16 protein-coding genes and 3 pseudogenes are annotated in these 21602 nt (G+C 59.5%); 9 read left to right on the top strand and 10 right to left on the bottom strand.

Going from position 1 to position 21602, the window contains the following annotated elements:
• Positions 1-57 precede the first annotated feature (57 nt).
• Positions 58-651: a Fe-S biogenesis protein NfuA gene (gene nfuA / locus BZK31_RS00565; protein WP_004884435.1), complete on the top strand. Its 594-nt coding sequence runs from the start codon at positions 58-60 to the stop codon at positions 649-651.
• Positions 652-715: 64 nt separating this feature from the next.
• Here nfuA and BZK31_RS30430 read toward each other — a convergent pair.
• Positions 716-841: pseudogene (locus tag BZK31_RS30430) on the bottom strand (LysR family transcriptional regulator); the annotation flags it as partial.
• Here BZK31_RS30430 and BZK31_RS00560 point away from each other — a divergent pair.
• Positions 842-958 (top strand): annotated as a pseudogene (locus BZK31_RS00560) (methyl-accepting chemotaxis protein); the annotation flags it as partial. It abuts the pseudogene before it with no gap.
• Positions 959-1097: 139 nt separating this feature from the next.
• On the opposite strand, the gene BZK31_RS00555 reads toward BZK31_RS00560, so the two are convergent.
• From BZK31_RS00555 to BZK31_RS00540, 4 genes are read right to left on the bottom strand one after another with little or no spacing between them, the layout of a single operon-like run.
• Positions 1098-3065: an acetyl/propionyl/methylcrotonyl-CoA carboxylase subunit alpha gene (locus tag BZK31_RS00555; protein WP_083180815.1), complete on the bottom strand. Its 1968-nt coding sequence runs from the start codon at positions 3063-3065 to the stop codon at positions 1098-1100.
• Positions 3062-3901, bottom strand: coding sequence for a gamma-carboxygeranoyl-CoA hydratase (locus BZK31_RS00550; protein WP_083180814.1), 840 nt, complete (start codon positions 3899-3901; stop codon positions 3062-3064). The genes BZK31_RS00555 and BZK31_RS00550 overlap by 4 nt, the downstream gene beginning before the upstream one ends.
• Before the next feature lie 8 nt (positions 3902-3909).
• Positions 3910-5517 (bottom strand): carboxyl transferase domain-containing protein, encoded by a 1608-nt coding sequence (locus BZK31_RS00545; protein WP_083180813.1) that lies wholly within the window; start codon positions 5515-5517, stop codon positions 3910-3912.
• Positions 5518-5530: 13 nt separating this feature from the next.
• Positions 5531-6694 carry an isovaleryl-CoA dehydrogenase gene (locus tag BZK31_RS00540; protein WP_083180811.1) on the bottom strand — a complete coding sequence of 388 codons (1164 nt, stop codon included), beginning with the start codon at positions 6692-6694 and terminating at the stop codon, positions 5531-5533.
• A 126-nt stretch (positions 6695-6820) separates the two neighbouring features.
• On the opposite strand from BZK31_RS00540, the pseudogene BZK31_RS30330 reads away from it, so the two are divergent.
• Positions 6821-7129, top strand: a pseudogene (locus tag BZK31_RS30330) (hypothetical protein).
• A 280-nt stretch (positions 7130-7409) separates the two neighbouring features.
• Here BZK31_RS30330 and BZK31_RS00530 read toward each other — a convergent pair.
• The 3 genes from BZK31_RS00530 to BZK31_RS00520 all read right to left on the bottom strand — a co-directional run bounded on the left by BZK31_RS00530 (position 7410) and on the right by BZK31_RS00520 (position 9819).
• Complete coding sequence (locus BZK31_RS00530) at positions 7410-8309, bottom strand: hydroxymethylglutaryl-CoA lyase (RefSeq protein ID WP_083180809.1); 900 nt, start codon at positions 8307-8309, stop codon at positions 7410-7412.
• Positions 8310-8330: 21 nt separating this feature from the next.
• Entirely contained in the window at positions 8331-8723 is a 393-nt protein-coding gene (locus tag BZK31_RS00525) for a MerR family transcriptional regulator (protein ID WP_083180807.1), read from the bottom strand.
• 160 nt (positions 8724-8883) lie between these two features.
• Complete coding sequence (locus BZK31_RS00520) at positions 8884-9819, bottom strand: LysR family transcriptional regulator (protein WP_083180806.1); 936 nt, start codon at positions 9817-9819, stop codon at positions 8884-8886.
• Positions 9820-9985: 166 nt separating this feature from the next.
• Here BZK31_RS00520 and BZK31_RS00515 point away from each other — a divergent pair, with 166 nt between their 5' ends.
• Positions 9986-11215 carry an acyl-CoA dehydrogenase gene (locus tag BZK31_RS00515; RefSeq protein WP_083180804.1) on the top strand — a complete coding sequence of 410 codons (1230 nt, stop codon included), beginning with the start codon at positions 9986-9988 and terminating at the stop codon, positions 11213-11215.
• Between the two features lie 13 nt (positions 11216-11228).
• Here the strand turns inward: BZK31_RS00515 and BZK31_RS00510 are convergent, their stop codons facing one another.
• The gene (locus BZK31_RS00510; protein WP_083180802.1) at positions 11229-12575 is read right to left on the bottom strand and encodes a substrate-binding domain-containing protein; all 1347 of its coding nucleotides are present in this window, start codon (positions 12573-12575) and stop codon (positions 11229-11231) included.
• Between the two features lie 130 nt (positions 12576-12705).
• Positions 12706-13518, bottom strand: a complete 813-nt coding sequence (xthA, locus tag BZK31_RS00505) for an exodeoxyribonuclease III (protein ID WP_083180800.1) — start codon at positions 13516-13518, stop codon at positions 12706-12708.
• A gap of 189 nt (positions 13519-13707) precedes the next feature.
• Between xthA and BZK31_RS00500 the strand changes: the two genes are divergently transcribed.
• The 5 genes from BZK31_RS00500 to tpx all read left to right on the top strand — a co-directional run bounded on the left by BZK31_RS00500 (position 13708) and on the right by tpx (position 21474).
• The gene (locus tag BZK31_RS00500; protein WP_083180798.1) at positions 13708-14379 is read left to right on the top strand and encodes a GNAT family N-acetyltransferase; all 672 of its coding nucleotides are present in this window, start codon (positions 13708-13710) and stop codon (positions 14377-14379) included.
• A gap of 58 nt (positions 14380-14437) precedes the next feature.
• Positions 14438-16165 (top strand): autotransporter assembly complex protein TamA, encoded by a 1728-nt coding sequence (locus tag BZK31_RS00495; protein ID WP_083180796.1) that lies wholly within the window; start codon positions 14438-14440, stop codon positions 16163-16165.
• Positions 16166-16170: 5 nt separating this feature from the next.
• Positions 16171-19851 (top strand): translocation/assembly module TamB domain-containing protein, encoded by a 3681-nt coding sequence (locus BZK31_RS00490; RefSeq protein ID WP_167377805.1) that lies wholly within the window; start codon positions 16171-16173, stop codon positions 19849-19851.
• Positions 19852-19962: 111 nt separating this feature from the next.
• The gene (locus BZK31_RS00485) at positions 19963-20880 is read left to right on the top strand and encodes a LysR family transcriptional regulator (protein WP_083180792.1); all 918 of its coding nucleotides are present in this window, start codon (positions 19963-19965) and stop codon (positions 20878-20880) included.
• Positions 20881-20973: 93 nt separating this feature from the next.
• Positions 20974-21474 carry a thiol peroxidase gene (gene tpx, locus BZK31_RS00480; protein WP_083180790.1) on the top strand — a complete coding sequence of 167 codons (501 nt, stop codon included), beginning with the start codon at positions 20974-20976 and terminating at the stop codon, positions 21472-21474.
• Positions 21475-21602: the final 128 nt, after the last annotated feature.

The following is a 21602-nucleotide window of genomic DNA, read 5'->3' as shown; positions in this document are numbered from 1 at the left end:
ACTTTGTGTGATGCCGGTGATTGGCGTAAACTGCCCGCACGTCTGCGAGGAATTTTCATGACCGCTATCACTATTACCGATGCCGCCCACGATTATCTGGCCGATCTGCTGGAAAAGCAGAACACCCCGGGCATCGGCATCCGCGTGTTTATTACCCAACCTGGCACTCAGTACGCCGAAACCTGTATCGCCTATTGCAAGCCGGGCGAAGAAAAGCCGGAAGACAAGGCCATTGGTCTGAAAAGCTTCACGGCCTGGATCGATGGTTTCAGCGAAGCCTTCCTGGACGATGCTGTCGTCGATTACGCCACCGATCGCATGGGCGGTCAGTTGACCATCAAGGCACCCAACGCGAAAGTGCCGATGGTCAACGCCGACAGCCCGATCAACGAGCGCATCAACTACTACCTGCAAACCGAGATCAATCCGGGGCTGGCCAGCCACGGCGGTCAGGTGACGCTGATCGACGTGGTCGAAGAGGACACGCAGAACATCGCTGTCCTGCAGTTCGGTGGTGGTTGCCAAGGCTGCGGTCAGGCCGATGTCACGTTGAAAGAAGGCATCGAGCGGACCCTGCTGGAGCGTATTCCCGAGCTGTCGGGTGTGCGTGATGTGACGGACCATACCCAGAAAGAAAACGCTTACTACTGATAAGCCGTTTGCTGGCAGAACGCCCTGACCTGTTCAGGGCGTTCTCGTTTCTGAGGGGCGTAGATCACTGATAATGGCCTGTTTCCTGGCGCGCTTTGACGAACTCGATGAACGCCTTCAATGGCGTGGGCAGGTAGCGTCGGCCAGAGTAATAGAGGAATGGCCCGGAAAATGACTGCCACCACGTTTCCTGCTGGCGCTGAACGCTGCGATCGAAGCGGCACGAGCGGGCGAGGCGGGAAGAGGCTTTGCCGTCGTGGCTGACGAGGTTCGCAAGCTGGCCACCAGAACCACTGATGCCACTCAGTAGGCTGTCGGCCTGATGGGCCGCTAACGGGCCATCAGCGCAGGCCACTCGTGGCCAGGTGTTCCTGTCGAGCAAGATCACGATCAGACGCCTGATCATGGTCCTGTTCATTGGGTCCTCGTTGAGGTGCGACGCGCTGTCAGACGATAGGGGTGTGTGCGTCAACCTCCACCAGTACAGCCCCTTCGTTGACCATATCGCCTTCGCAACAATGCAGTGCTGTCACGGTGCCTGCGGTTGCCGAACGGATGCTGTGTTCCATCTTCATCGCTTCGAGCACCACCAGCAAAGAACCCGCTTCCACCTGCTGTCCCGACTCGACCAGAACGCGCACGATGCTGCCGTTCATGGGCGCGACCAGACCACCATGCGGTGTGAGGTTTGATTCCGCCTGGGCGACAGGGTCGGTCTGACGGATGTTATACAGCTCATCGTGCCATTTGAGGTACAGATCGGCACCGCGTCGAATTGCCAGATGCTGTGTGCGTATGCCATCGACCTCAATGCTCAATGATTCTGCATCCCAATGATGGGATGTAGCGCTATGGGGGCTCAGGTGCACACTGTTGCGTTCGCCGTTGCACACCAGGCGCAAGCAGGTTTGCGCAGGCAGACCCGGGCGAAACCCCGTGTTCGAACTCCAGGGTGAGTAAGTATCATCATTGCGAATCCGTTTCGGCTGGCTCTGGCGCCAGGCTTCGCCGGCGGCTTGCCAGAACGCGTCGGGCAGGGCTTGTGGTGCAGGCAGCAGTTGCGTCTCGTAGCGAGGAATGAACCCGGTATCCAGCTCGGCCGCGGCAAAGGCGGGGTGGGCGATGATTCTGCGCAAGAAGGCCAGATTGGTCTTGACCCCGCCTACCGCACATTCATCGAGCATGCCCAGCAGGCGCAAACGTGCTTCCTCCCGGTTTTCACCCCAGGCAATCAGCTTGCCCAGCATCGGATCATAAAAGGGCGAAACAGCGTCGCCTTCGGCCACGCCACTGTCCACCCGTCGTCCATGACCCGCTCTGGATTCGCGGTACAGTTCGAGCGTGCCCGTTGCGGGCAGGAAGTCGTTGGCCGGATCCTCGGCGTAAAGCCGCACCTCGATGGCGTGGCCGATCAGCGGCACCTGCGCCTGCGTGATCGGCAGCGGCTCACCGCGAGCCACGCGGATCTGCCATTCCACCAGATCAAGTCCGGTGATGTATTCGGTGACCGGGTGTTCGACCTGCAGTCGAGTGTTCATCTCCATGAAGAAGAACTCGCCGCGTGCGTCCAGCAGAAACTCGACCGTACCTGCGCCGATGTAACCAATGGCTTGTGCAGCCTTGACGGCCGCTTCACCCATGGCCTGGCGAAGTTCTGGGGAAAGGCCCGGAGCAGGGGCTTCTTCGACGACTTTCTGGTGACGACGCTGAATCGAGCAGTCACGCTCGTTGAGGTACAGGCAATGGCCGTGCCGGTCGGCAAAGACCTGTATTTCGACGTGCCGGGGCTGGAGCACATATTTCTCGACCAGCATGCGCGAATCACCAAACGAGGACTGCGCTTCACGCTGAGCGGACGCCAGCGCTTCAGCCAGCTGGGTTTCCTGCTCGACCACCTTCATGCCTTTGCCGCCGCCGCCCGCCGTGGCCTTCAGCAGCACTGGATAGCCGATGCGCTGCGCGGCGGTGCGGAAGGTATCAAGGTCTTGCGCGGCACCGTGATAACCCGGCACCAGCGGAACGCCAGCGTCTTCCATCAGGGATTTGGCCGCCGATTTGCTGCCCATTGCGTCGATGGCCGAGGCGGGCGGACCGAGAAAGATCAGGCCGGCAGCTTCGATGGCGCGGGCGAACGCAGCGTTTTCCGATAGAAAACCGTAGCCGGGGTGAATCGCCTGCGCGCCAATGGCTTTGGCCGCCGCGATCAGCTTGTCGATCATCAGGTAGCTTTCAGCGGCCTTGCTGCCGCCCAGGTCGACACAGATGTCGGCCTCTCGACTGTGGCGTGCATTCCGGTCGATCGCGCTGTGGACGGCGACCGTGGTCAGACCCATCGTTTTCGCCGTGCGCATGATGCGGCAGGCAATTTCGCCGCGGTTGGCGACCAGTAGCGTAGTGAGTTCAAGCGTGCTCATGACTGAGAGTCCTTGTCTTGCGCGGTGCTGCGGTCAGGAGGCTGTTGCCAGCCGGGCGTGCGCTTCTCAAGGAAGGCGCGCAGACCTTCCTGGCCTTCTGCACTGGTGCGAATGCGGGCAATCGCGCTTTCGCAGTAGCGTCGCAAGGCAGGCGTCAGTTCGCCGTTGCCTACTTCTCGCAACAGATCCTTGCTGGCGCGCATCGCCTGTGGGCTGTTGAGCAATAACGTCTCGATCCATTGTGATGTCTGATCTTCCAGCGCTCGCAACGGGTAACACTCGGCAATCAGGCCGATGTGCTGAGCGCGTTGTCCATCAAAGCGCTCAGCGGTCAGCGCGTAACGCCTCGCAGCCCGTTCGCCAATCGCCTGCACCACGAACGGGCTGATGACCGCTGGCGCCAGGCCGATGCGCACTTCGGACAGGCAGAACTGTGCATCGTCAGCGGCAATTGCCATGTCGCAGCAACTGATCAGCCCCAAGGCACCGCCAAACGCCGCGCCCTGAACGACGGCCAGGGTCGGGATCTTCAGTTTGGCGAGGTTGTACATCAACTCGGCCAGCTCTCGGGCATCATCAAGGTTGGTGTCGTAGTCCAGATCGGCGGCCTGTTGCATCCAGGCCAGGTCGGCACCGGCGCTGAAATGCTTGCCTCGGCCTCGCATTAGAAGAAAACGCAGCGCCGGATTGCTCTGTACCTGGTCCAGCGCCAGGATCAGCTCGCGAATCATCTGTGCGTTGAAGGCGTTGTTCTTGTCGGCGCGGTTCAGCCACAGCGTAGCGAAGCCGCGCGGGTCGTCGATCAGTTCAATTGTCGCGAATGCAGTCATGGTCATTTCCCGGCTTACATTCGGAACAGGCCGAACGTGGTGGGTTCGATAGGGGCGTTGAGCGAAGCGGAGAGGGCCAGCGCAAGTATGTCGCGGGTCTGCGCCGGGTCGATGACCCCGTCGTCCCACAGGCGGGCGCTGGAGTAGTACGGATGCCCTTGATGCTCGTACTGGTCGAGAATCGGTTGTTTCAGTTCGGTCTGCTGTTGCGCGGTAAATGCCTGGCCGCTGCGTTCAGCCTGCTCGCATTTGACCTGCACCAGCACACCGGCGGCCTGTTCACCGCCCATCACACCGATTCTTGCGTTGGGCCACATCCACAGGAAGCGAGGGTCATAGGCGCGGCCGCACATGCCGTAATTGCCGGCACCGAAACTGCCACCAATGATCACGGTGAACTTGGGCACCTTGGCGCAGGCTACAGCGGTCACCAGCTTGGCGCCGTGCTTGGCAATGCCGCCTGCCTCGTATTTCTGCCCAACCATGAAGCCGGTAATGTTCTGCAGAAAGAGCAGGGGAATACCGCGCTGGCAGGCCAGTTCAATGAAGTGCGCGCCTTTCTGCGCGGCCTCGGCGAACAGAATGCCGTTATTGGCAAGGATCGCGACCGGATAGCCTTTCAGGTGAGCAAAACCGCACACCAGTGTGGTGCCGAACAGTGCCTTGAATTCATCGAACACCGAGCCGTCCACCAGTCGGGCAATGATTTCGCGCACATCGAAGGGCTGCTTGGTCTCGGTGGGAACAATTCCGTACAGCTCATCGCTGGCGTACAGCGGATCGACCGGTGCCTGCACATTCAACTGACCCTGCTTGCGCCAGTTGAGGTTGGCAATGCAGCGTCTGGCCAATGCCAGGGCATGCTCGTCGCTGTCCGCGTAATGATCGGCGACACCTGAGGTGCGGCAATGTACATCGGCACCGCCCAGGTCCTCGGCGCTGACCACTTCGCCGGTTGCCGCCTTGACCAGCGGCGGTCCGGCCAGGAAGATCGTCGCCTGTTCGCGGACCATGATTGCCTCGTCGGCCATGGCCGGAACATAGGCGCCGCCCGCCGTGCAGGAGCCCATCACCACCGCGATCTGCGCAATGCCCTGCGCGCTCATGTTGGCCTGATTGAAAAAGATCCTCCCGAAATGTTCGCGATCCGGAAACACCTCGTCCTGACGAGGAAGATTGGCGCCGCCGGAATCCACCAGATAGATGCAGGGCAGGCGGTTCTGTTGAGCGATGGCTTGGGCGCGCAGGTGTTTTTTGACGGTCAGCGGATAGTAGGAGCCGCCTTTGACCGTGGCATCGTTGGCGACGATCATGCATTCGACGCCTTCGACCCGACCGATCCCGGCGATCACGCCCGCTGCCGGAACGTCTTCACCGTATACCTCGTAGGCGGCCAACTGGCCGATCTCCAGAAATGGCGAGCCGATGTCCAGCAACTGATTGATCCGCTCGCGTGGCAGCAGCTTGCCACGAGAAGTATGCCGCTCCTGTGCCTTGCGACCGCCCCCTTGCTGAACGCGTGTCAGCAAGGTCCGCAGTTGATTGACTTGTTCCAGCAGGGCCGCGCGATTGAGCACGAACTGCGGATCCCGGAGGTTGACGCGGGTATGCAGAATGGCCATGAGGACTCCGGAATCAACGGGTTTCGTTGAACAGTTCGCGGCCGATCAGCATGCGCCGGATCTCGCTGGTGCCTGCGCCGATTTCATACAGCTTGGCGTCGCGCAGCAGCCGGCCCGCAGGGAATTCGTTGATGTAGCCGTTGCCGCCCAGAATCTGAATGGTGTCCAGCGCCATCTGGGTCGCGCGTTCTGCGCTGTAAAGAATCACGCCTGCGGCGTCCTTGCGGGTGGTCTCGCCGCGATCACAGGCCTGTGCCACGGCGTACAGATAGGCTCGGCTGGCGTTGAGCTGGGTGTACATGTCTGCGACTTTGCCCTGAATCAGCTGGAACTCGCCGATGCTCTGGCCGAATTGCTTGCGGTCGTGGATATAGGGCACCACCACGTCCATGCAGGCCTGCATGATCCCGGTGGGGCCACCGGAGAGCACGACGCGCTCGTAATCCAGACCGCTCATCAAGACCCTGACGCCGCCGTCGAGTTTGCCGAGCAGGTTCTCTTCGGGGACTTCGACGTCATCGAAAAACAGCTCGCAGGTATTGGAGCCGCGCATGCCCAGTTTGTCGAATTTGTTGCTGCGCGAGAAACCCTTCCAGTCGCGCTCCACGATAAAGGCGCTGATGCCGTGCGCGGCCTTTTCCAGGTCCGTCTTGGCGTAGATGACGTAGGTGTTTGCGTCCGGCCCGTTGGTGATCCAGGTCTTGCTGCCATTGAGCACGTAGTGATCGCCACGCTTGTCGGCGCGCAGCTTCATCGATACCACGTCTGAGCCCGCATTGGGTTCGCTCATGGCCAGCGCGCCGACGTGTTCGCCACTGATCAGCTTCGGCAGGTAACGGGCTTTTTGCTCGGGGTTGCCATTGCGATTGATCTGGTTGACGCACAGATTTGAGTGCGCACCATAGGACAGCGCAACAGAAGCCGAGCCGCGGCTGATTTCCTCCATCGCCACCACATGCGCCAGATAGCCCAGGCCCGCGCCGCCGTACTCTTCGCCAACGGTGACGCCCAGCAGGCCCATGTCACCGAACTTGCGCCACAGGTCGGCCGGGAACAGGTTGTCTTTATCGATCTGCGCAGCGCGAGGGGAAATTTCTGCGCTGACAAAGGATTGCAACTGGTCGCGCAGCATGTCGATGGTTTCGCCCAGGGCGAAATTCAGGCTGGGGTAACTCATGGGTAGCGTTCCTGTTTTATTCTTGGCGGATTGGCTATGACCTTTACGTTAACGTAAACCTGAGCTGCACGAGTGTCAACGCCGGTTTTCACCGGCTATGCATAAGGTCTGGGACGGGAGAGGGGGATATCAAAATCCGCAAAGCACGAAGGGGAGCCTGGGCTCCCCTTCAAGGTTTTCTTCACATGCTCTTTTTTTGTTTTCAGGCGGCCTGTTGTTGTTTTTGTCGGCCTGACCTTTCACATCTTTTTTGAGCGATCCCTAGACGGGACCAAGAGCAAACGTATTTTTTTGAGCGCTGATAAGCCTTTTATCGTATCGATCCAGTCAGTCTGGTGGCCGCCTTTTTGGCAGTTTTATTGTTCTCTGTCTGACTGCGAACGGCCTGCAATCAAGCGGTTCAGAAAAGCTATCCACTCCAAAAAAATCTGTTAGCTACGCCTCTGTCCGTGTTGTTCTTGTTATGTCAGAGCCGGTACGTGTTGTTTTTATTGGATTGCTGCGTGTTTTTATTTTTGTTGTACAAGAGATATAGCAGGAGCCGTGCCAGTTTTTAAAATCCCTTTTAAAACAAGGTTTTGTTAAGATTTCAGGTTCACGACACCTTGAGATTTGCCGCCGATTGTTTCCGTGTTACCCGTTTGTCTCGACAGGACGCGACGTAGGGTAACACTCTGCGACAACTTGTCGCACCGCGGGCCGACCGTTGACACCCTCATGCAGACAGCCGCGCCCGTGCGACACGTGAGCCATTGCTGCGATGCAGGACATCGCAGATTCTCTGGCCCGCCTGAATCACCTGGTCCATATCGATGCCGGTTTCGATGCCCATGCCCTCGAGCATATAAAGCACATCTTCCGTGGCGACGTTGCCGCTGGCGCCCTTGGCATAGGGACAGCCGCCCAGGCCCGCAACCGAACTGTCGAACACATGGATGCCTTCTTCCAGGCTGGCGTAGATGTTCACCAGTGCCTGGCCATAGGTGTCATGGAAATGCCCGGCCAGTTTGCCGCGCGGAATCTGTCCGGCCACCGTATTGAACAGCGCGTGGGTTGCACCGGGTGTGCCGGTGCCGATGGTGTCACCCAACGAGATCTCGTAGCAGCCCATCGCATGCAGTTCATTGGCCACGGCGGCCACTTGCTCGGGGGAGACGCGTCCTTCATACGGGCAGCCGAGCACGCAGGACACATAGCCCCTGACACGCAGGCCGTGCAGGCGCGCGGCTTCCATGATGGGCGCGAAGCGTTCGAGGCTGTCACTGATCGAACAGTTGAGGTTGCGCTGCGAGAACGCTTCGGAGGCCGCCGCAAACACCGCCACCTCCCGAACGCCTGCGGACAGCGCGTCTTCAAAGCCGCGCAGGTTGGGCGCCAGCGCCGAGTAGATGACGCCTTCACGCCGCTGTATCTGCTCGAAGACCTGCGCCGAGCCGGCCATCTGTGGGACCCACTTCGGCGAGACGAAGCTGCCGACTTCGATATGCCCGATACCTGCTGCGGTGAGGTCATCCACCAGGCGCACCTTGTCTTGGATGCTGATCGGGCGTGATTCATTCTGCAGCCCGTCGCGCGGGCCGACTTCGACGAGACTTACGTGCTGGGGCAATGACATGAGTGCGCTACCTGAAGGGTATCAATGTGAAGGGATCACGGTGCGGTCAAGCGCTGCCCGGCAACGCTCCTCGGCAGTGTCCAGCTCCAGTTGCATTTGCTGGATATCCAGCAGCTGTTGTTCAAGCTGGTCACGGCGCTCAGCGATCTTGCCGAGCATGGTGTGCAACTGTTTCTGGTTATCGCCGCTCGGGTCATAAAGCGAGATCAGTTCCTTGCACTCGGCCAGCGAGAAGCCGATGCGTTTGCCGCGCAGGATCAATTTGAGCGTGACCTTGTCGCGTGCGCAATAAATACGTTCCATGCCACGCCGTTCCGGGCTGAGCATGCCTTGCTCCTCATAAAAACGAATGGCGCGGGTGGTAATGTCCAGTTCGCGAGCAAGCTCGGAAATGCTGTAGGTCTGGCTGCTCATGATGACGCTCGAAAGAAAGACGTAGGCCTAACCTACGGCCTGCTTGACGTATACGTCAAGCAGGCGGGGCTGGTATTCAAGTGAGAATGAGCAGGGTTTTAAAGCTAGAAACTACTTTAGATTTAAGATTTATTTTTATTAGTATCAAGCGCTTGAGTGATCAGGCTGATACCTTTTCTAATGTCTGTTCCTGTGCAGTCACGCGTTGAGACAGTTCGATGATCTGTTCGCGCATCCAGCGATTGGCCGGGTCCTGATCGGTGCTCTCGTGCCAGTAAAGATGTGTCTCAACCGACGGCACATCGTTGACCGGCAGGTATACGAAGTGCAGGTCGTTGCGGCGCGCGAAGCGCTCGGGCACGGTCATGACCATGTCGGTCTGCTGCAATACTTGAATGGCCATCAGGTAATGTTGGGAGCGCAACGCGATCTTGCGCTGTATGCCCATTTTTCCGAGCGCCAGATCTACATGCCCCAGACCGCTGCGGCGACTGGAAATGTGAATGTGTGCCTGGGCGAGGTAGTCGTCCAGACCGAATGTCGCCTTACCGGCGGCGGGATGACCCTTGCGCATGGCGCAGACATACTTGTCTTCCATCAGCTTGACGTGACGCACCTGCGGGTCAGTATTGAGCGGCGCATCGACGGCGAAATCCAGACGCCCGGCGGCCAATTCCTTGGTAGTTTCGCGACGCTTGGACAAAAAGCTCTCGATGGTGACCGCAGGGGCCAGACGACGCAGGCGCTGGAACAGCAACGGCAGCACGACTGCCTCGGTCAGGTCGGTCATGCTGATGCGGTAGTTCTTGTTAGCCTGTTGCGGATTGAATATGCGGCTTTCCTGTACCGACACTCGCAGCAACGATAATGCATTGCGTACCGGGCCGATGATGTTCTGCGCCATAGGCGTAGGGACCATGCCCTGAGCGGTGCGGACGAACAGCGCGTCATTGAAGGTTTCGCGCAGCCGCGCCAGCGCGTTGGAGACGGCGGGCTGAGTAATGCCGACGATCTGTCCGGCCCGGGTCAGATTGGCTTCGGTGTAGATGGCGTCGAAGACAATGAAAAGATTGAGATCAACCTTGTTGAGGTTCATTGGAGGGGCGCCTCGTTCTGTTTTTGTGATCGCTGACTGTGCCGCAGCGTGGCTGAATCATATATCGGTTATGAATGTTTATACACGCTGAGAATAGATTAGATAAATGTCTGGGTGTCTAGCATCCTTTCATCACATCGACGTCCTGAACGAAAGGTAGCTGCTCATGGATTTTGCGTACTCCCCGAAAGTGCAGGCACTGCGTGAGCGTGTGACCGCGTTCATGGATGCTTATGTGTACCCCGCTGAACCGGTATTCGAGCGGCAAGTAGCTGAAGGTGATCGGTGGCAGCCGACCGCGATCATGGAGCAGCTCAAGGCGCAGGCGAAGGCTGAAGGGCTGTGGAATCTCTTCCTGCCGGAATCGGAACTCGGTGCCGGTCTGACCAATCTGGAGTACGCGCCGCTGGCTGAAATCATGGGCCGCTCGCTGTTGGGGCCTGAGCCGTTCAACTGCTCGGCACCGGACACAGGCAATATGGAAGTGCTGGTGCGCTACGCCAGCGAAGACCAGAAGACCCGCTGGCTGGAGCCTCTGCTAAGCGGCGAGATTCGCTCGGCCTTCGCCATGACCGAGCCGGAGGTGGCCTCATCCGATGCCACCAATATGGCCGCCCGTGCGGAGCGCGACGGCGACGAGTGGGTGATCAATGGCCGCAAATGGTGGACATCGGGCGCCTGTGATCCGCGCTGCAGGATTCTGATTTTCATGGGCCTGAGCAACCCCGACGGCCCGCGTCATCAGCAACATTCAATGATCCTGGTGCCCGTCGATACGCCTGGCGTGAAGATCGTACGGCCGCTGCCAGTCTTCGGTTACGACGACGCGCCGCACGGTCACGCCGAGGTGCTGTTCGAAAACGTTCGGGTGCCGTATGAAAACGTGTTGCTGGGTGAGGGGCGCGGTTTCGAGATCGCTCAGGGGCGCCTTGGACCAGGTCGGATTCACCATTGCATGCGTTCAATCGGTATGGCTGAAAGAGCACTTGAATTGATGTGCAAGCGCTCCATCGATCGCGTCGCATTCGGCAAGCCATTGGCGAGACTGGGCGGCAATATCGACAAGATTGCCGATTCGCGCATGGAAATCGACATGGCTCGCCTGCTGACGCTGAAGGCTGCGTACATGATGGACACTGTGGGCAACAAGGTGGCGAAGAGCGAGATTGCCCAGATCAAGGTCGTGGCGCCGAACGTTGCATTGGCGGTGATTGATCGCGCGATTCAGATGCATGGTGGCGCAGGGGTTTCCAATGATTTCCCACTGGCCTACATGTACGCCATGCAACGTACCCTGCGTCTGGCAGATGGTCCGGATGAGGTGCACCGGGCAGCGATCGGCAAATTCGAGCTGGGTAAATACCTGCCCGGCGATACGGGGCGCGTTCGAGGCTGAGCACTCGCCCGCTTTATTCCACCCACACCTCGACACGGCGATTCTTGATCCGGCCGTCGTCGAGGTCATTGGTGGCCACCGGCATCTCGTCACCCAGGCCCAGGACGTCGCGGAAGGTCACGCCGCTTTTCTGCAATTCGCGACGCACCGCCATGGCCCTGAGTCTTGAGAGCAGCACGGCGCGCTCCGGATCGCTCTTGGCGTCGCCGAAACCGACCAGCGTGACCTGCTGGTCGAGCTTGTCGTTGGCTTTCAGGTAGTCCGCGACGCGCCTGAGGTCCAGTTGGGCTTTGTTGTCCAGCCGGGCACTGCCTTGAGCGAAGCGAAAATTGACCGACAACCGCTCGGCCTTGCGCGTGAGCACCTGATAATCGACCGGCATCTGGGGAGTGGTCGGCACTCTGACCGCCTGTACCGTCTGCGCAACGAACCCGTTCTGAGCCACGATCGCCTGACCTTCGACGCTCTGAGTGAATTGCACCAGCGCCTGAGCCCAGCCCTGCGGTGTCAGCGGTGGCACGTACAGAAACAGTCGGCGTGAGAGCGGATAGTCTTCCGTGGCAATCAGGTTGACGGTGGGCAGCATGGGCTTCGACTCGCCATCGGCAATCGCGATGGCCTTGGCTCGCCGCACATAAGGCAGGCCGATAAAACCAATGCCGTTGCGGTCATTGCTGACTTCATCGGACAGCTGTTCGCTGGACTCGAACCTGACGGCGGCTTTGGACAGATGCTTGCCCTGCCTGGTCAGCACCAGTTCCTTGAAGGTTTCCCAGGTGCCGGAATTCTCGTCCCGCGCATACAGGTGAATGGCTCCAGAGTTGCCACCCACCTCGCTCCAGTCTTTCACTTCACCCGAGAAGATACGGGCCAGTTGCCGGGTGTCCAACTGACGCAGCGGGTTGCCGGGATGCAGGATCACCGCAACCCCGTCAATGGCAATGACCTGCTCGGCCGCAGCACTTCTCAGATCGCCCAGACGGGCAAGTTCCGCCGCTTCCTGTTCCTTGATCGGGCGGGAGGAGGCGGCCAGGTCGGCCGTGCCGTTGTTCAAGGCTTCGAAGCCGGTGCCCGAGCCATGCGCAGCAACCTCCACCCGCACCGGCCTGCCGTTGTCGGACGCAGTGCCAGTCACTCGTTGTTCATTGACGGCATCGCCAGGCAATGTCCGGACCGCCTGCAGCCCTTGCTGGCGCATCAAACCCTCAACCAGAGCAGGGCCCAGTCGGGCGTTGATGGTGTTAGAGCCCTGAATGCGCAGGACCGGGGCGTCGTTGTCCGGCACAGGCAGCATGGACGCTGCGATGCAGGGCAGGGTAGCGCTCGACATAATCAGCGCCGCAAGCAGAGCGCGCAACATCGGCGGCACCTTGAATGAACGGAAGTGCCGAGAGAATAAGACGGAGACGTTACCGCAAGGTGACAGTTTTCGTGCCGCGCGAGGCGCTACCTGCCCGCGATGACGGGCAGGGTGGTTCAAGGAAGGATTGTCAGTGCAGTTCCAGCCAGATCGGCGCGTGGTCCGAAGGCTTTTCCATGCCCCGCAAGTCGTAATCCACGCCGGCTGCCTTGATCCGCGGCTGTAAGCCATGGGACGTCATGATCAGGTCGATGCGCAGCCCACGCTTGGGCTCGTCTTCGAAACCCCGGCTGCGATAGTCGAACCAACTGAACCGATCGACCACCTCCGGGTAAAGATGACGGAAGCTGTCGATCAGCCCCCAGCCTTTCAAGCGTTCCATCCATTCACGCTCCTCCGGCAGGAAGCTGCACTTGCCGGTTTTCAGCCAGCGCTTGGCATTGTCGGGGCCGATGCCGATGTCACAATCCTGCGGCGAAATGTTCACGTCGCCCATCACGATCAGCGACTGATCATTACTGAAGCGTGATTCCAGCAGTGTCTGCAGATCGTTATAGAAGCGCTGCTTGGCAGGAAACTTGGTCGGGTGATCGCGGCTTTCTCCTTGGGGGAAATAGCCGTTCATGATGGTGACCGGCTGGCCGTTTCGGTCGGCATAGGTGCCCCATATGAAGCGCTTCTGAGACTCATCGTCGTCACTGTCGAAGCCTTTGTGCAGGGCAATCGGTGCGTTGCGCGACAGCAGGGCGACCCCGTAATGGCCTTTTTGGCCGTGAAAATGTACGTGATAACCCAAGGCTTCGATGTCGGCCTGAGGGAACTGATCGTCCGAGACTTTGGTTTCCTGAAGTCCGATGACGTCGGGCTGGTGTTTCTCGATCAGCGCTGCCAGCTGATGCGGTCGGGCGCGCAGACCATTGATGTTGAACGAGACGATTTTCATAAAACGGCAGTCCTGAGGAAAAACAAGCCGCGATGCTAGCCGACCTGTCGGCTCAGGGCCAGCATGCCGTCCGGGTGCGGAACGAGAGCCTGTCGGACAATTTGTTTGAACTGTCGCAAGGTGCCATCACTCGAAACGATGCTTGCCCAGTACTGCGCTTACGCAGTTTCGTCCATGTGAGGTCCCTTTATGTCCCAACCTGCTGCCATCGTGGGCGAAATTCGCCAGCTCGACAGTGGTTATTCCCGTGAAACCCGATCGTTGCTGTTTCAGGCTTATCGTCGCGACCCGACCTTTGCGTACCTGTTCAATGACAAGCGCTCGGGCTACGAAAATCGTATTCGCGAAACCATCCGGCAATTGGTCAAGCAGCACTTTTTGCAAAACCAGCCCGCACTGGGCCTGTTCATGGCAGACCGGCTGGTCGGCGTTGCGCTGATTGCCCCGCCGCAGCGTCGGCTGGGCATAACTGAAAGCTGGGCCTGGCGCCTGCGGATGGTGGTCGGCACCGGCCTGAGCTGTACGCAGCGGTATCTGGCCTATTACAACGCAGTCCTGGCCTGTGTACCGTCCGAGACCGTGCATGTGCTGCCGCTGATCGGTCTGGACCCGGAGTTCCAGGGACAGAAGACCGGACAGGACCTGAGTGAGCAGCTGCTGCAGGCGCTGCACGACTGGTGTTCGGAAGACGAACATTCCCAAGGCATCGTGCTCGATACCGGAAACCCCCGTTACCTCGAGTTCTATAAGCGGCAAGGTTATGAAGAAATCGGCGAAATTGCGGTAGGACCGGTCCGCGAGCATGTCTTTTTCCACCCCAATCCTAAGGTTCCACTGCCAATCCATGACGTAACGGTTTGATACACCGTTGGTTTGCGGTTTTCAGCGTAGCTTGCGGGTCGTGCTAGCATTCACTCCCATGAAGCCTCTCAGAATATTCAGTGGCAGTGTGCTTCTGATGTCCTTGAGTGCGACGGCGCTGGCCGCCGCACGACTGGACGTGCAGATCACACCCGCCAATCCGGACCTCAAGGCCAATGTCGAAGGTTACGTCGGAGACCTCGGCGAGCGCGATGCCCGTGCTCTGCGCAACTTCAGTCTGGGCGCCGAGCAGCAGGCCGAGAAAGCCGCACAGGCGCTGGGTTATTATCAAGCCCGGATCGACAGTGAGATACAGGATGGCGAGAATCCGCGCCTGATCATGAAGATCCAGCCGGGCGAGCCGATCCGTTTGCGCAACGTGGTGGTGCGGGTCGAGGGGCCGGCGGCATCGCTGAAAGCCTTCAAAGTACCGAAGAGCGATGCGCTCAAAGCCGGTGCGGTGCTCAATCATGGCAACTACGAAGACGCCAAGCGTCTGATCCAGAATCAGGCGTCGCGCTACGGCTTTTTCAGTGGTCGTTTCACCCGGCAGCGTCTGGCCATCGACCCTCGGGCCGGCGTTGCAGACATTGAGCTGGTGTACGACAGCGGTCCACGCTATTCGCTGGGCAAAGTCATGTTCAGCGGCGATGCGCCGTTCGACGATGACCTGCTTAAGCGCATGGTGCCGTTCAAGGAAAATACCCCTTACGACTCGCAACTGATTGCCGAGCTCAATCAGGCGATGCAGGCCAGCGGTTATTTCGAAGGGGTAAGGGTGGACGCAGCGCCGACCGCTGCGGTGGGTCAAGTGATCCCGGTCACGGTTCAGCTGGAAACGCGCAAGCCTCGGACCATGGGCCTGGGCCTTGGCTATTCCACCGATGTGGGGCCGCGAGGCAAGGCCAACTGGACCCGGCATTGGGCCAACGCGCAAGGTCACAGCTATGGGTTCGAGTCTGAACTGTCGGCTCCCCGTCAGAATGTCGGCCTCTGGTATGACGTGCCGCTCGACCCGCCCCTGACCGACAAACTGCGTTTTGCGGGCGGCTATCAATATGAAGAGATCGCCGGGACCGACAGCCTCAGCAAACTGCTGACGGTCGGACCCGAATGGCACAGCAAGCTGCCCAGCGGCTGGGAGCGGGTCATCTCGCTCAAGTGGCAACGCGAGGAATATCGACTCGGTGACGATTCGGGCCTGAGTACGCTGCTGATGCCGGGGATCAGTTATTCGTACCTGCGCAGCGATGATCGGATCGATCCGCACAATGGCTATCGCCTGCAGTTCGACGCGCAAGTGGCGAAGGAGGGCATGCTGTCCGACGCCAACCTGATACGCGGCAACGTACTGCTGAAGGGCCTGACCACCGTCGCGCAAAATCACCGGTTGCTCGGACGCGTGCAGTTTGGCGGTAACTTCACCGACGGCTATACCTCGATCCCTCCGTCGCTGCGTTTCTTCGCCGGTGGCGATCAAAGCGTGCGCGGTTACGATTATCAGAATCTGTCACCAACCAACTCCGATGGCGACCGGATCGGCGGTCGCTACATGGTGGCCGGCAGCGTTGAATATCAGTATTCCGTCGCTGAAAAATGGCGATTGGCAACCTTCGTCGATCAGGGCAATTCGTTCAACAGCCTGGACATGCCGAGCTTGAAAACCGGTGTTGGTTTTGGCGTGCGCTGGGTTTCGCCGGTCGGGCCGCTGCGTCTTGATCTGGCGCATGCGCTGGACGACGATGGCGGGATTCGTCTGCACTTTTCCATGGGGCCGGAGCTTTGAAACGGGTGAACATCGCACGTAGCGCGAAGATTGCCGGACTGGGTCTGCTTGCGGTCCTGCTGGTCTTGGTGGTGGCCGTCTGGATGATAATGGGCACGCAGGCAGGTAGCCAATGGGCGTTGGCTCGCGTGCCGGGTCTGCAACTGGATAATTTTCAGGGCCGTCTGGGTGGGCAGTGGAGCGCCGAGCGACTGCTGTGGCAACAGGGCGAAGATCGGGTCGAGGTGCAATCTCCGGTCTTTGCCTGGACGCCCGGCTGTTTGCTGAAGATGACCTTGTGTGTTGATCAACTGAACGCAGAAAAGGTCGTGCTGCATTTTCCGCCCGGCGCTGAACCGGCCAGTGATGCTCCGCTCACTTTGCCGGACCTCAAACTGCCGTTGGCGATACAACTCAAGGACGTTCGGCTTGGCAGTCTTGAGCTGGATGGCGTCGAACAACTGCGTGACCTCAAACTGGCGGCGCACTGGACGTCCGGCGGGCTACAGATCGACAGTGCTCATCTGCAACGAGATGCATTGGTGCTGGACCTCGGTGGTCTGGTCAATCCCGAGGGCGACTGGCCGCTGAGCCTGCAAGGCCAGTTGCAATTGCCGCCTCAGGACGAAAAACCATGGGCGCTGGCGCTGGATATTCAAGGCGAGCTGCTCAAAACGCTGCAACTGAAGGCCGACAGCACCGGCTATCTGACGGGTGTCTTGAGCGGCGAGTTGCAACCGCTTGCCGAGCATGTGCCAGCGCGGCTGAAACTCACCTCGGAGCATTTCAGGCCCAGCTCCGGACTGCCGGAAACCCTGCAGCTCGATCAGTTGCTGCTCACCGCCGAGGGTAATTTGGACAATGGCTATCAGATCGACGGATCTGCCAGTCTGCCCGCCGAACAAGGTCCGATGACACTGGTGTTGCAGGGTCGTGCAGATGCAAAGGGTGCCACCATCGCGGCCCTGAATCTGGCAGCCAGCGAGCAGCAACGACTGCTGGTCAATGGCAAATTGAACTGGGAAACCGGCTTCAGTGCCGACGCCAGTGTCGATTGGCTGGACTTTCCTTGGCAGCGGCTGTATCCCATTGACGCCACGCCGCAGGTCGCGCTCCATGCCTTCAAGGGAGATGTGTCGTATACGGATGGCAAATACCTCGGCCATTTCAACGCCAGCCTGGACGGCCCCGCTGGCGCGTTCACAGTGGGCAGCCCGTTCAGTGGTGATTTGCAGCAGATCTATCTGCCGCAACTGGATCTGGTCGCCGGGCAGGGCAAGGCCAGCGGCCATGTGAACGTGCAGTTCGCTGACGGCATCGGCTGGGACACCGCGCTCGACCTGAGCTCGCTGGACCCTTCGTTCTGGGTCGCCGAGCTGCCGGGCACGCTGGCCGGTCCGCTGCGCAGCAAAGGACAACTCCAGAACGACCAACTGGAATTGACTGCGGATCTGGACCTGAAAGGCCGATTACGCGGTCAGCCTGCGTTATTGCAGGCCAAGGCCGATGGCCATGGGCAACAGTGGAGTCTGGCCAATCTGAACATTCGCCTTGGCGACAACAGTATTCAAGGCGTCGGCAGTCTGAATCAGCGCCTGCAAGGGCAACTGGACCTGAATCTGAAGCGTCTGGGCCAACTCTGGCCACGCTTGCAGGGACAGGCCAGCGGCAGGCTGGACCTGGCCGGAACGCTGCAGGCGCCTCAGGGCCAGTTGGTGTTGCAGGGTAGCCAGTTGGCCTTTCAAGACAATCGCCTGCAATCGCTCGCCGCCACCGCCAGGCTGGACGCGGCCCAACGGGCGTCAGTCAACCTCAAGGGCGCTGGCATTCAAAGCGGCGATACCAGCCTCGGAACCTTGACCGTGGACGGGCAGGGCACGCTGAAAGCCCAGCAACTCAAACTTGACCTGCAAGGTCCACTCCTCAAGCTCGCTCTGGCACTGGACGGCACGCTGGATAACGGCAATTGGCGTGGCCGGTTAGCCAGTGGTGCCGTCCAGAGCGGCGGTCAGGACTGGCGTCTGCAGCGACCGGCGCGGCTCGAGCGGCTGGCCGACGGGAGACTTGAGTTCGGCGCCCATTGTTGGCTATCCGGTGCCGCCAGCCTGTGTGGCGAGGACCAGCGCCTGATGCCCGATCCGCGCTTGCGCTACCACCTGAAAAACTTCCCGCTCGACAGCCTGGCGCAATGGCTGCCAAAGGATTTCGCCTGGAAAGGCACGTTGAACGCCGATGTCCAGCTGGACATGCCAGCGGCCGGCCCCAACGGTCAGATCCGGGTGGATGCCGGTGGCGGAACCCTGCGGGTGCGGGACAAGGATAAATGGCTGGATTTCCCATATCAGACTCTGAAGCTGACCAGCACCCTGACACCGAAAAAGATCGACGCTCGCCTGGATTTCGATGGCGCCAGGCTGGGCCGTCTTCTGCTGACCGCCCAGATCGACCCGCTGTCGAGCAACAAGGCGCTTTCCGGTGACTTCAGCCTGTCCGGCCTTGATCTCTCGGTGGCACGCCCGTTTGCGCCGATGGTCGAGAAGCTCAATGGACGCCTCAACGGCAGCGGCAGACTGTCCGGTGGCTTGCTGGCACCGCTGGTCAACGGCAGTGTTGCATTGCAGGGCGGCGAGGTGTCTGGTGCTGAAATGCCGATGGAACTGCACGACCTGAATGTCCAGGCGCTGATCGCTGGAGAAAATGTTCAGGTCAATGGCGGCTGGAAAAGCGGCACCACCGGACAGGGGGCTCTGACCGGGCAGGTGGCCTGGGGGCAGGCGCTGGTGGTCGATCTGAGCCTGAAGGGCTCTCGACTGCCGATTCATGTTGAGCCCTATGCGCAAGTCGAGGCAGCGCCTGACCTGAAGATATCGATGCAAGGCGAGCGACTGGCGGTCTCCGGCAAGGTACTGATCCCCAAGGGTGCAATCACCATTCGTGAACTGCCACCGTCGACCGTCAAGCTCTCGGGTGACACGGTCATTGTCGGCCAGCAGACCGAGGAAGGCGCGCCGCCGCTCGCCGTCGCGATGGACATCGACGTCGAAGTCGGACAGGAAAAACTCAGTTTCAACGGTTTTGGCCTGACGGCCGATCTGGTAGGGCGTGTCCACATTGGCGACAACCTCGATACTCGCGGGGAACTGAACCTCAATAACGGACGGTATCGCGCCTATGGACAGCGTCTGACCATTCGCAAGGCCAGATTGCTATTCGCCGGCCCTGTAGATCAGCCTTATCTGGACATCGAAGCCATTCGCCAGACCGACGATGTGATCGCCGGTATCCGCCTGACCGGCAGTGCCGACCAGCCGACCACCGAAGTGTTTTCCGAACCGGCCATGAGTCAGGAGCAAGCCCTGTCCTATCTGGTCATGGGACGGCCGTTGGGTAATTCCGGCGAGGACAACAACATGGTTGCACAGGCTGCGCTGGCACTGGGTGTCGCTGGCAGTGCTTCAACCACCGGCAAGCTGGCCGATAACCTGGGGATCAAGGATTTCGAGCTCGATACTTCCGGGACGGGTGACAAAACCAATGTCGTGGCCAGCGGCAAGATCACTGACAAGCTCAGCCTGCGTTACGGGGTGGGTGTGTTCGAACCGGCCAATACTATTGCATTGCGTTACCTGCTCAGCAAACGCGTCTATCTGGAAGCGGCCAGCGGCATTGCCAGTTCGCTGGATATTTTCTACAAACGCGATTTCTGAAACATAGAGGAGGGACACTGCTGAAGCAGGTTGTCCTCGACAGCGTGGGTAGTAACCCGCTAAAACGGTTCTTCTTATTGAAATGCAGTAAAAAATGGATTCCCGGTCATCATGGATCGATTCAACGCCATGCGCGTGTTCACCCGCATCGTCGAGCTGGGCGGGTTTGCCAAGGCCGCTGAAAGCCTGCAAATGCCTCGCGCGTCCGTTACGGTGCTGATCAAGCAGCTCGAGGCTCATCTTGGGGTTCAGCTTCTGCAGCGTACGACTCGCCAGGTCAGCGCGACGCCCGACGGCAATGCGTATTACCAGCGCTGTCTCAGCCTGCTGGCCGATCTTGAAGACGCTGAGTCGGCTTTCTCATCTACCAGCGCCGGACCTAAAGGCCTGCTGCGGATCGATCTGCCCATGAGTCTGGGGTGCATGGTCGTCATGCCTGCTCTGTCTGAATTCACCCGGCGTTATCCGCAGATCGAACTTGAGATTGGCATGAGCGACCGGCAGGTCGATCTGGTACGCGAAGGTGTGGATTGCGTCCTGCGCGCTGGCAGTTCACACGATGAAGCACTGGTCGCCAGGCCGCTGGAAAAATTGACACAGATTACCTGCGCCAGCCGTGCGTACCTTGACGAGCACGGCTCTCCTCTGGACCTTGAAGATCTGACCCGCCATCGAGTGATCGAGTATTTCTCCACGGGCAGCAGCAAGCGTTACGGGCTGGAGTTCATGGTGCGTGGTCAGTTGCACGAACCTCAATTGACCCGCTCGCTGGCCGTTAACAGTGCCGAAGGTTACGTCGCTGCCTGCGAAGCCGGATTCGGTCTCATACAGGCGCCGCGCTACCACATCGCCACGCAGTTGCGCAGCGGCACGCTGGTCGAGGTGCTGCGAGACTATCGACCGCCGGCTTTGCCACTTATGGCCCTGTATCCGCCGCATCGACAGTTGTCGAGGCGGGTTCGGGTTTTCGTCGACTGGCTGGCAGAATTGTGTGCACGACCGGAGGTCAGAGACCGGCTCAATTCCTGAGCACATTCGGAATTGTCCTATATAGGTCGTGAAGCACTTTCGTGTTTAACTTCTGATTCTTACCCAAACCAAACCGAAAAAGGACCTCGTTTCATGGCCCAAGTGACTCTCAAAGGTAATCCCGTTCAAGTCAGTGGCGAACTGCCAAAAAACAGCAGCGCAGCGCCTGCTTTTACCCTCGTCGGCGAAGGCTTGGCTGAAGTGACACTGAACGACTTTGCCGGCAAGCGCAAAGTGCTGAACATCTTCCCAAGCGTCGACACCCCGACCTGCGCCACCTCGGTGCGCAAGTTCAATGCCCAGGCCAATGATGTTAACAACGCTGTGGTGCTGTGCATTTCCAACGATCTGCCGTTCGCTCAGGCGCGTTTCTGCGGTTCCGAAGGCCTTGAAAACGTCAAGAATCTGTCCGCTTTCCGCAGCCCCGAGTTCAGCCAGAACTACGGTGTCGCGATCGCCAATGGCCCGCTCAAGGGCCTGACCGCTCGCGCAGTGGTGGTTCTGGATGAAAACAACAACGTGCTGCACAGCGAACTGGTATCCGAAATTGCTGAAGAGCCTGACTACGATGCCGCCCTGGCGGTATTGAAGTAACGTTCTGCAAGGTATCGACGGCCTGAATCCGTTCAGGCCGTTTTTTTATTTGTGCTTCAACCGTTTAACGAAAGTAAGCGCTTGGTAAAGGCGCTTTGCTTGAAGCTCATCAGTGCTTATTGTTCAGC

The organism is Pseudomonas floridensis, from assembly GCF_002087235.1.
GTDB classification, from domain to species: domain Bacteria; phylum Pseudomonadota; class Gammaproteobacteria; order Pseudomonadales; family Pseudomonadaceae; genus Aquipseudomonas; species Aquipseudomonas floridensis.
This window is presented reverse-complemented; position numbering and strand designations above follow the sequence as displayed.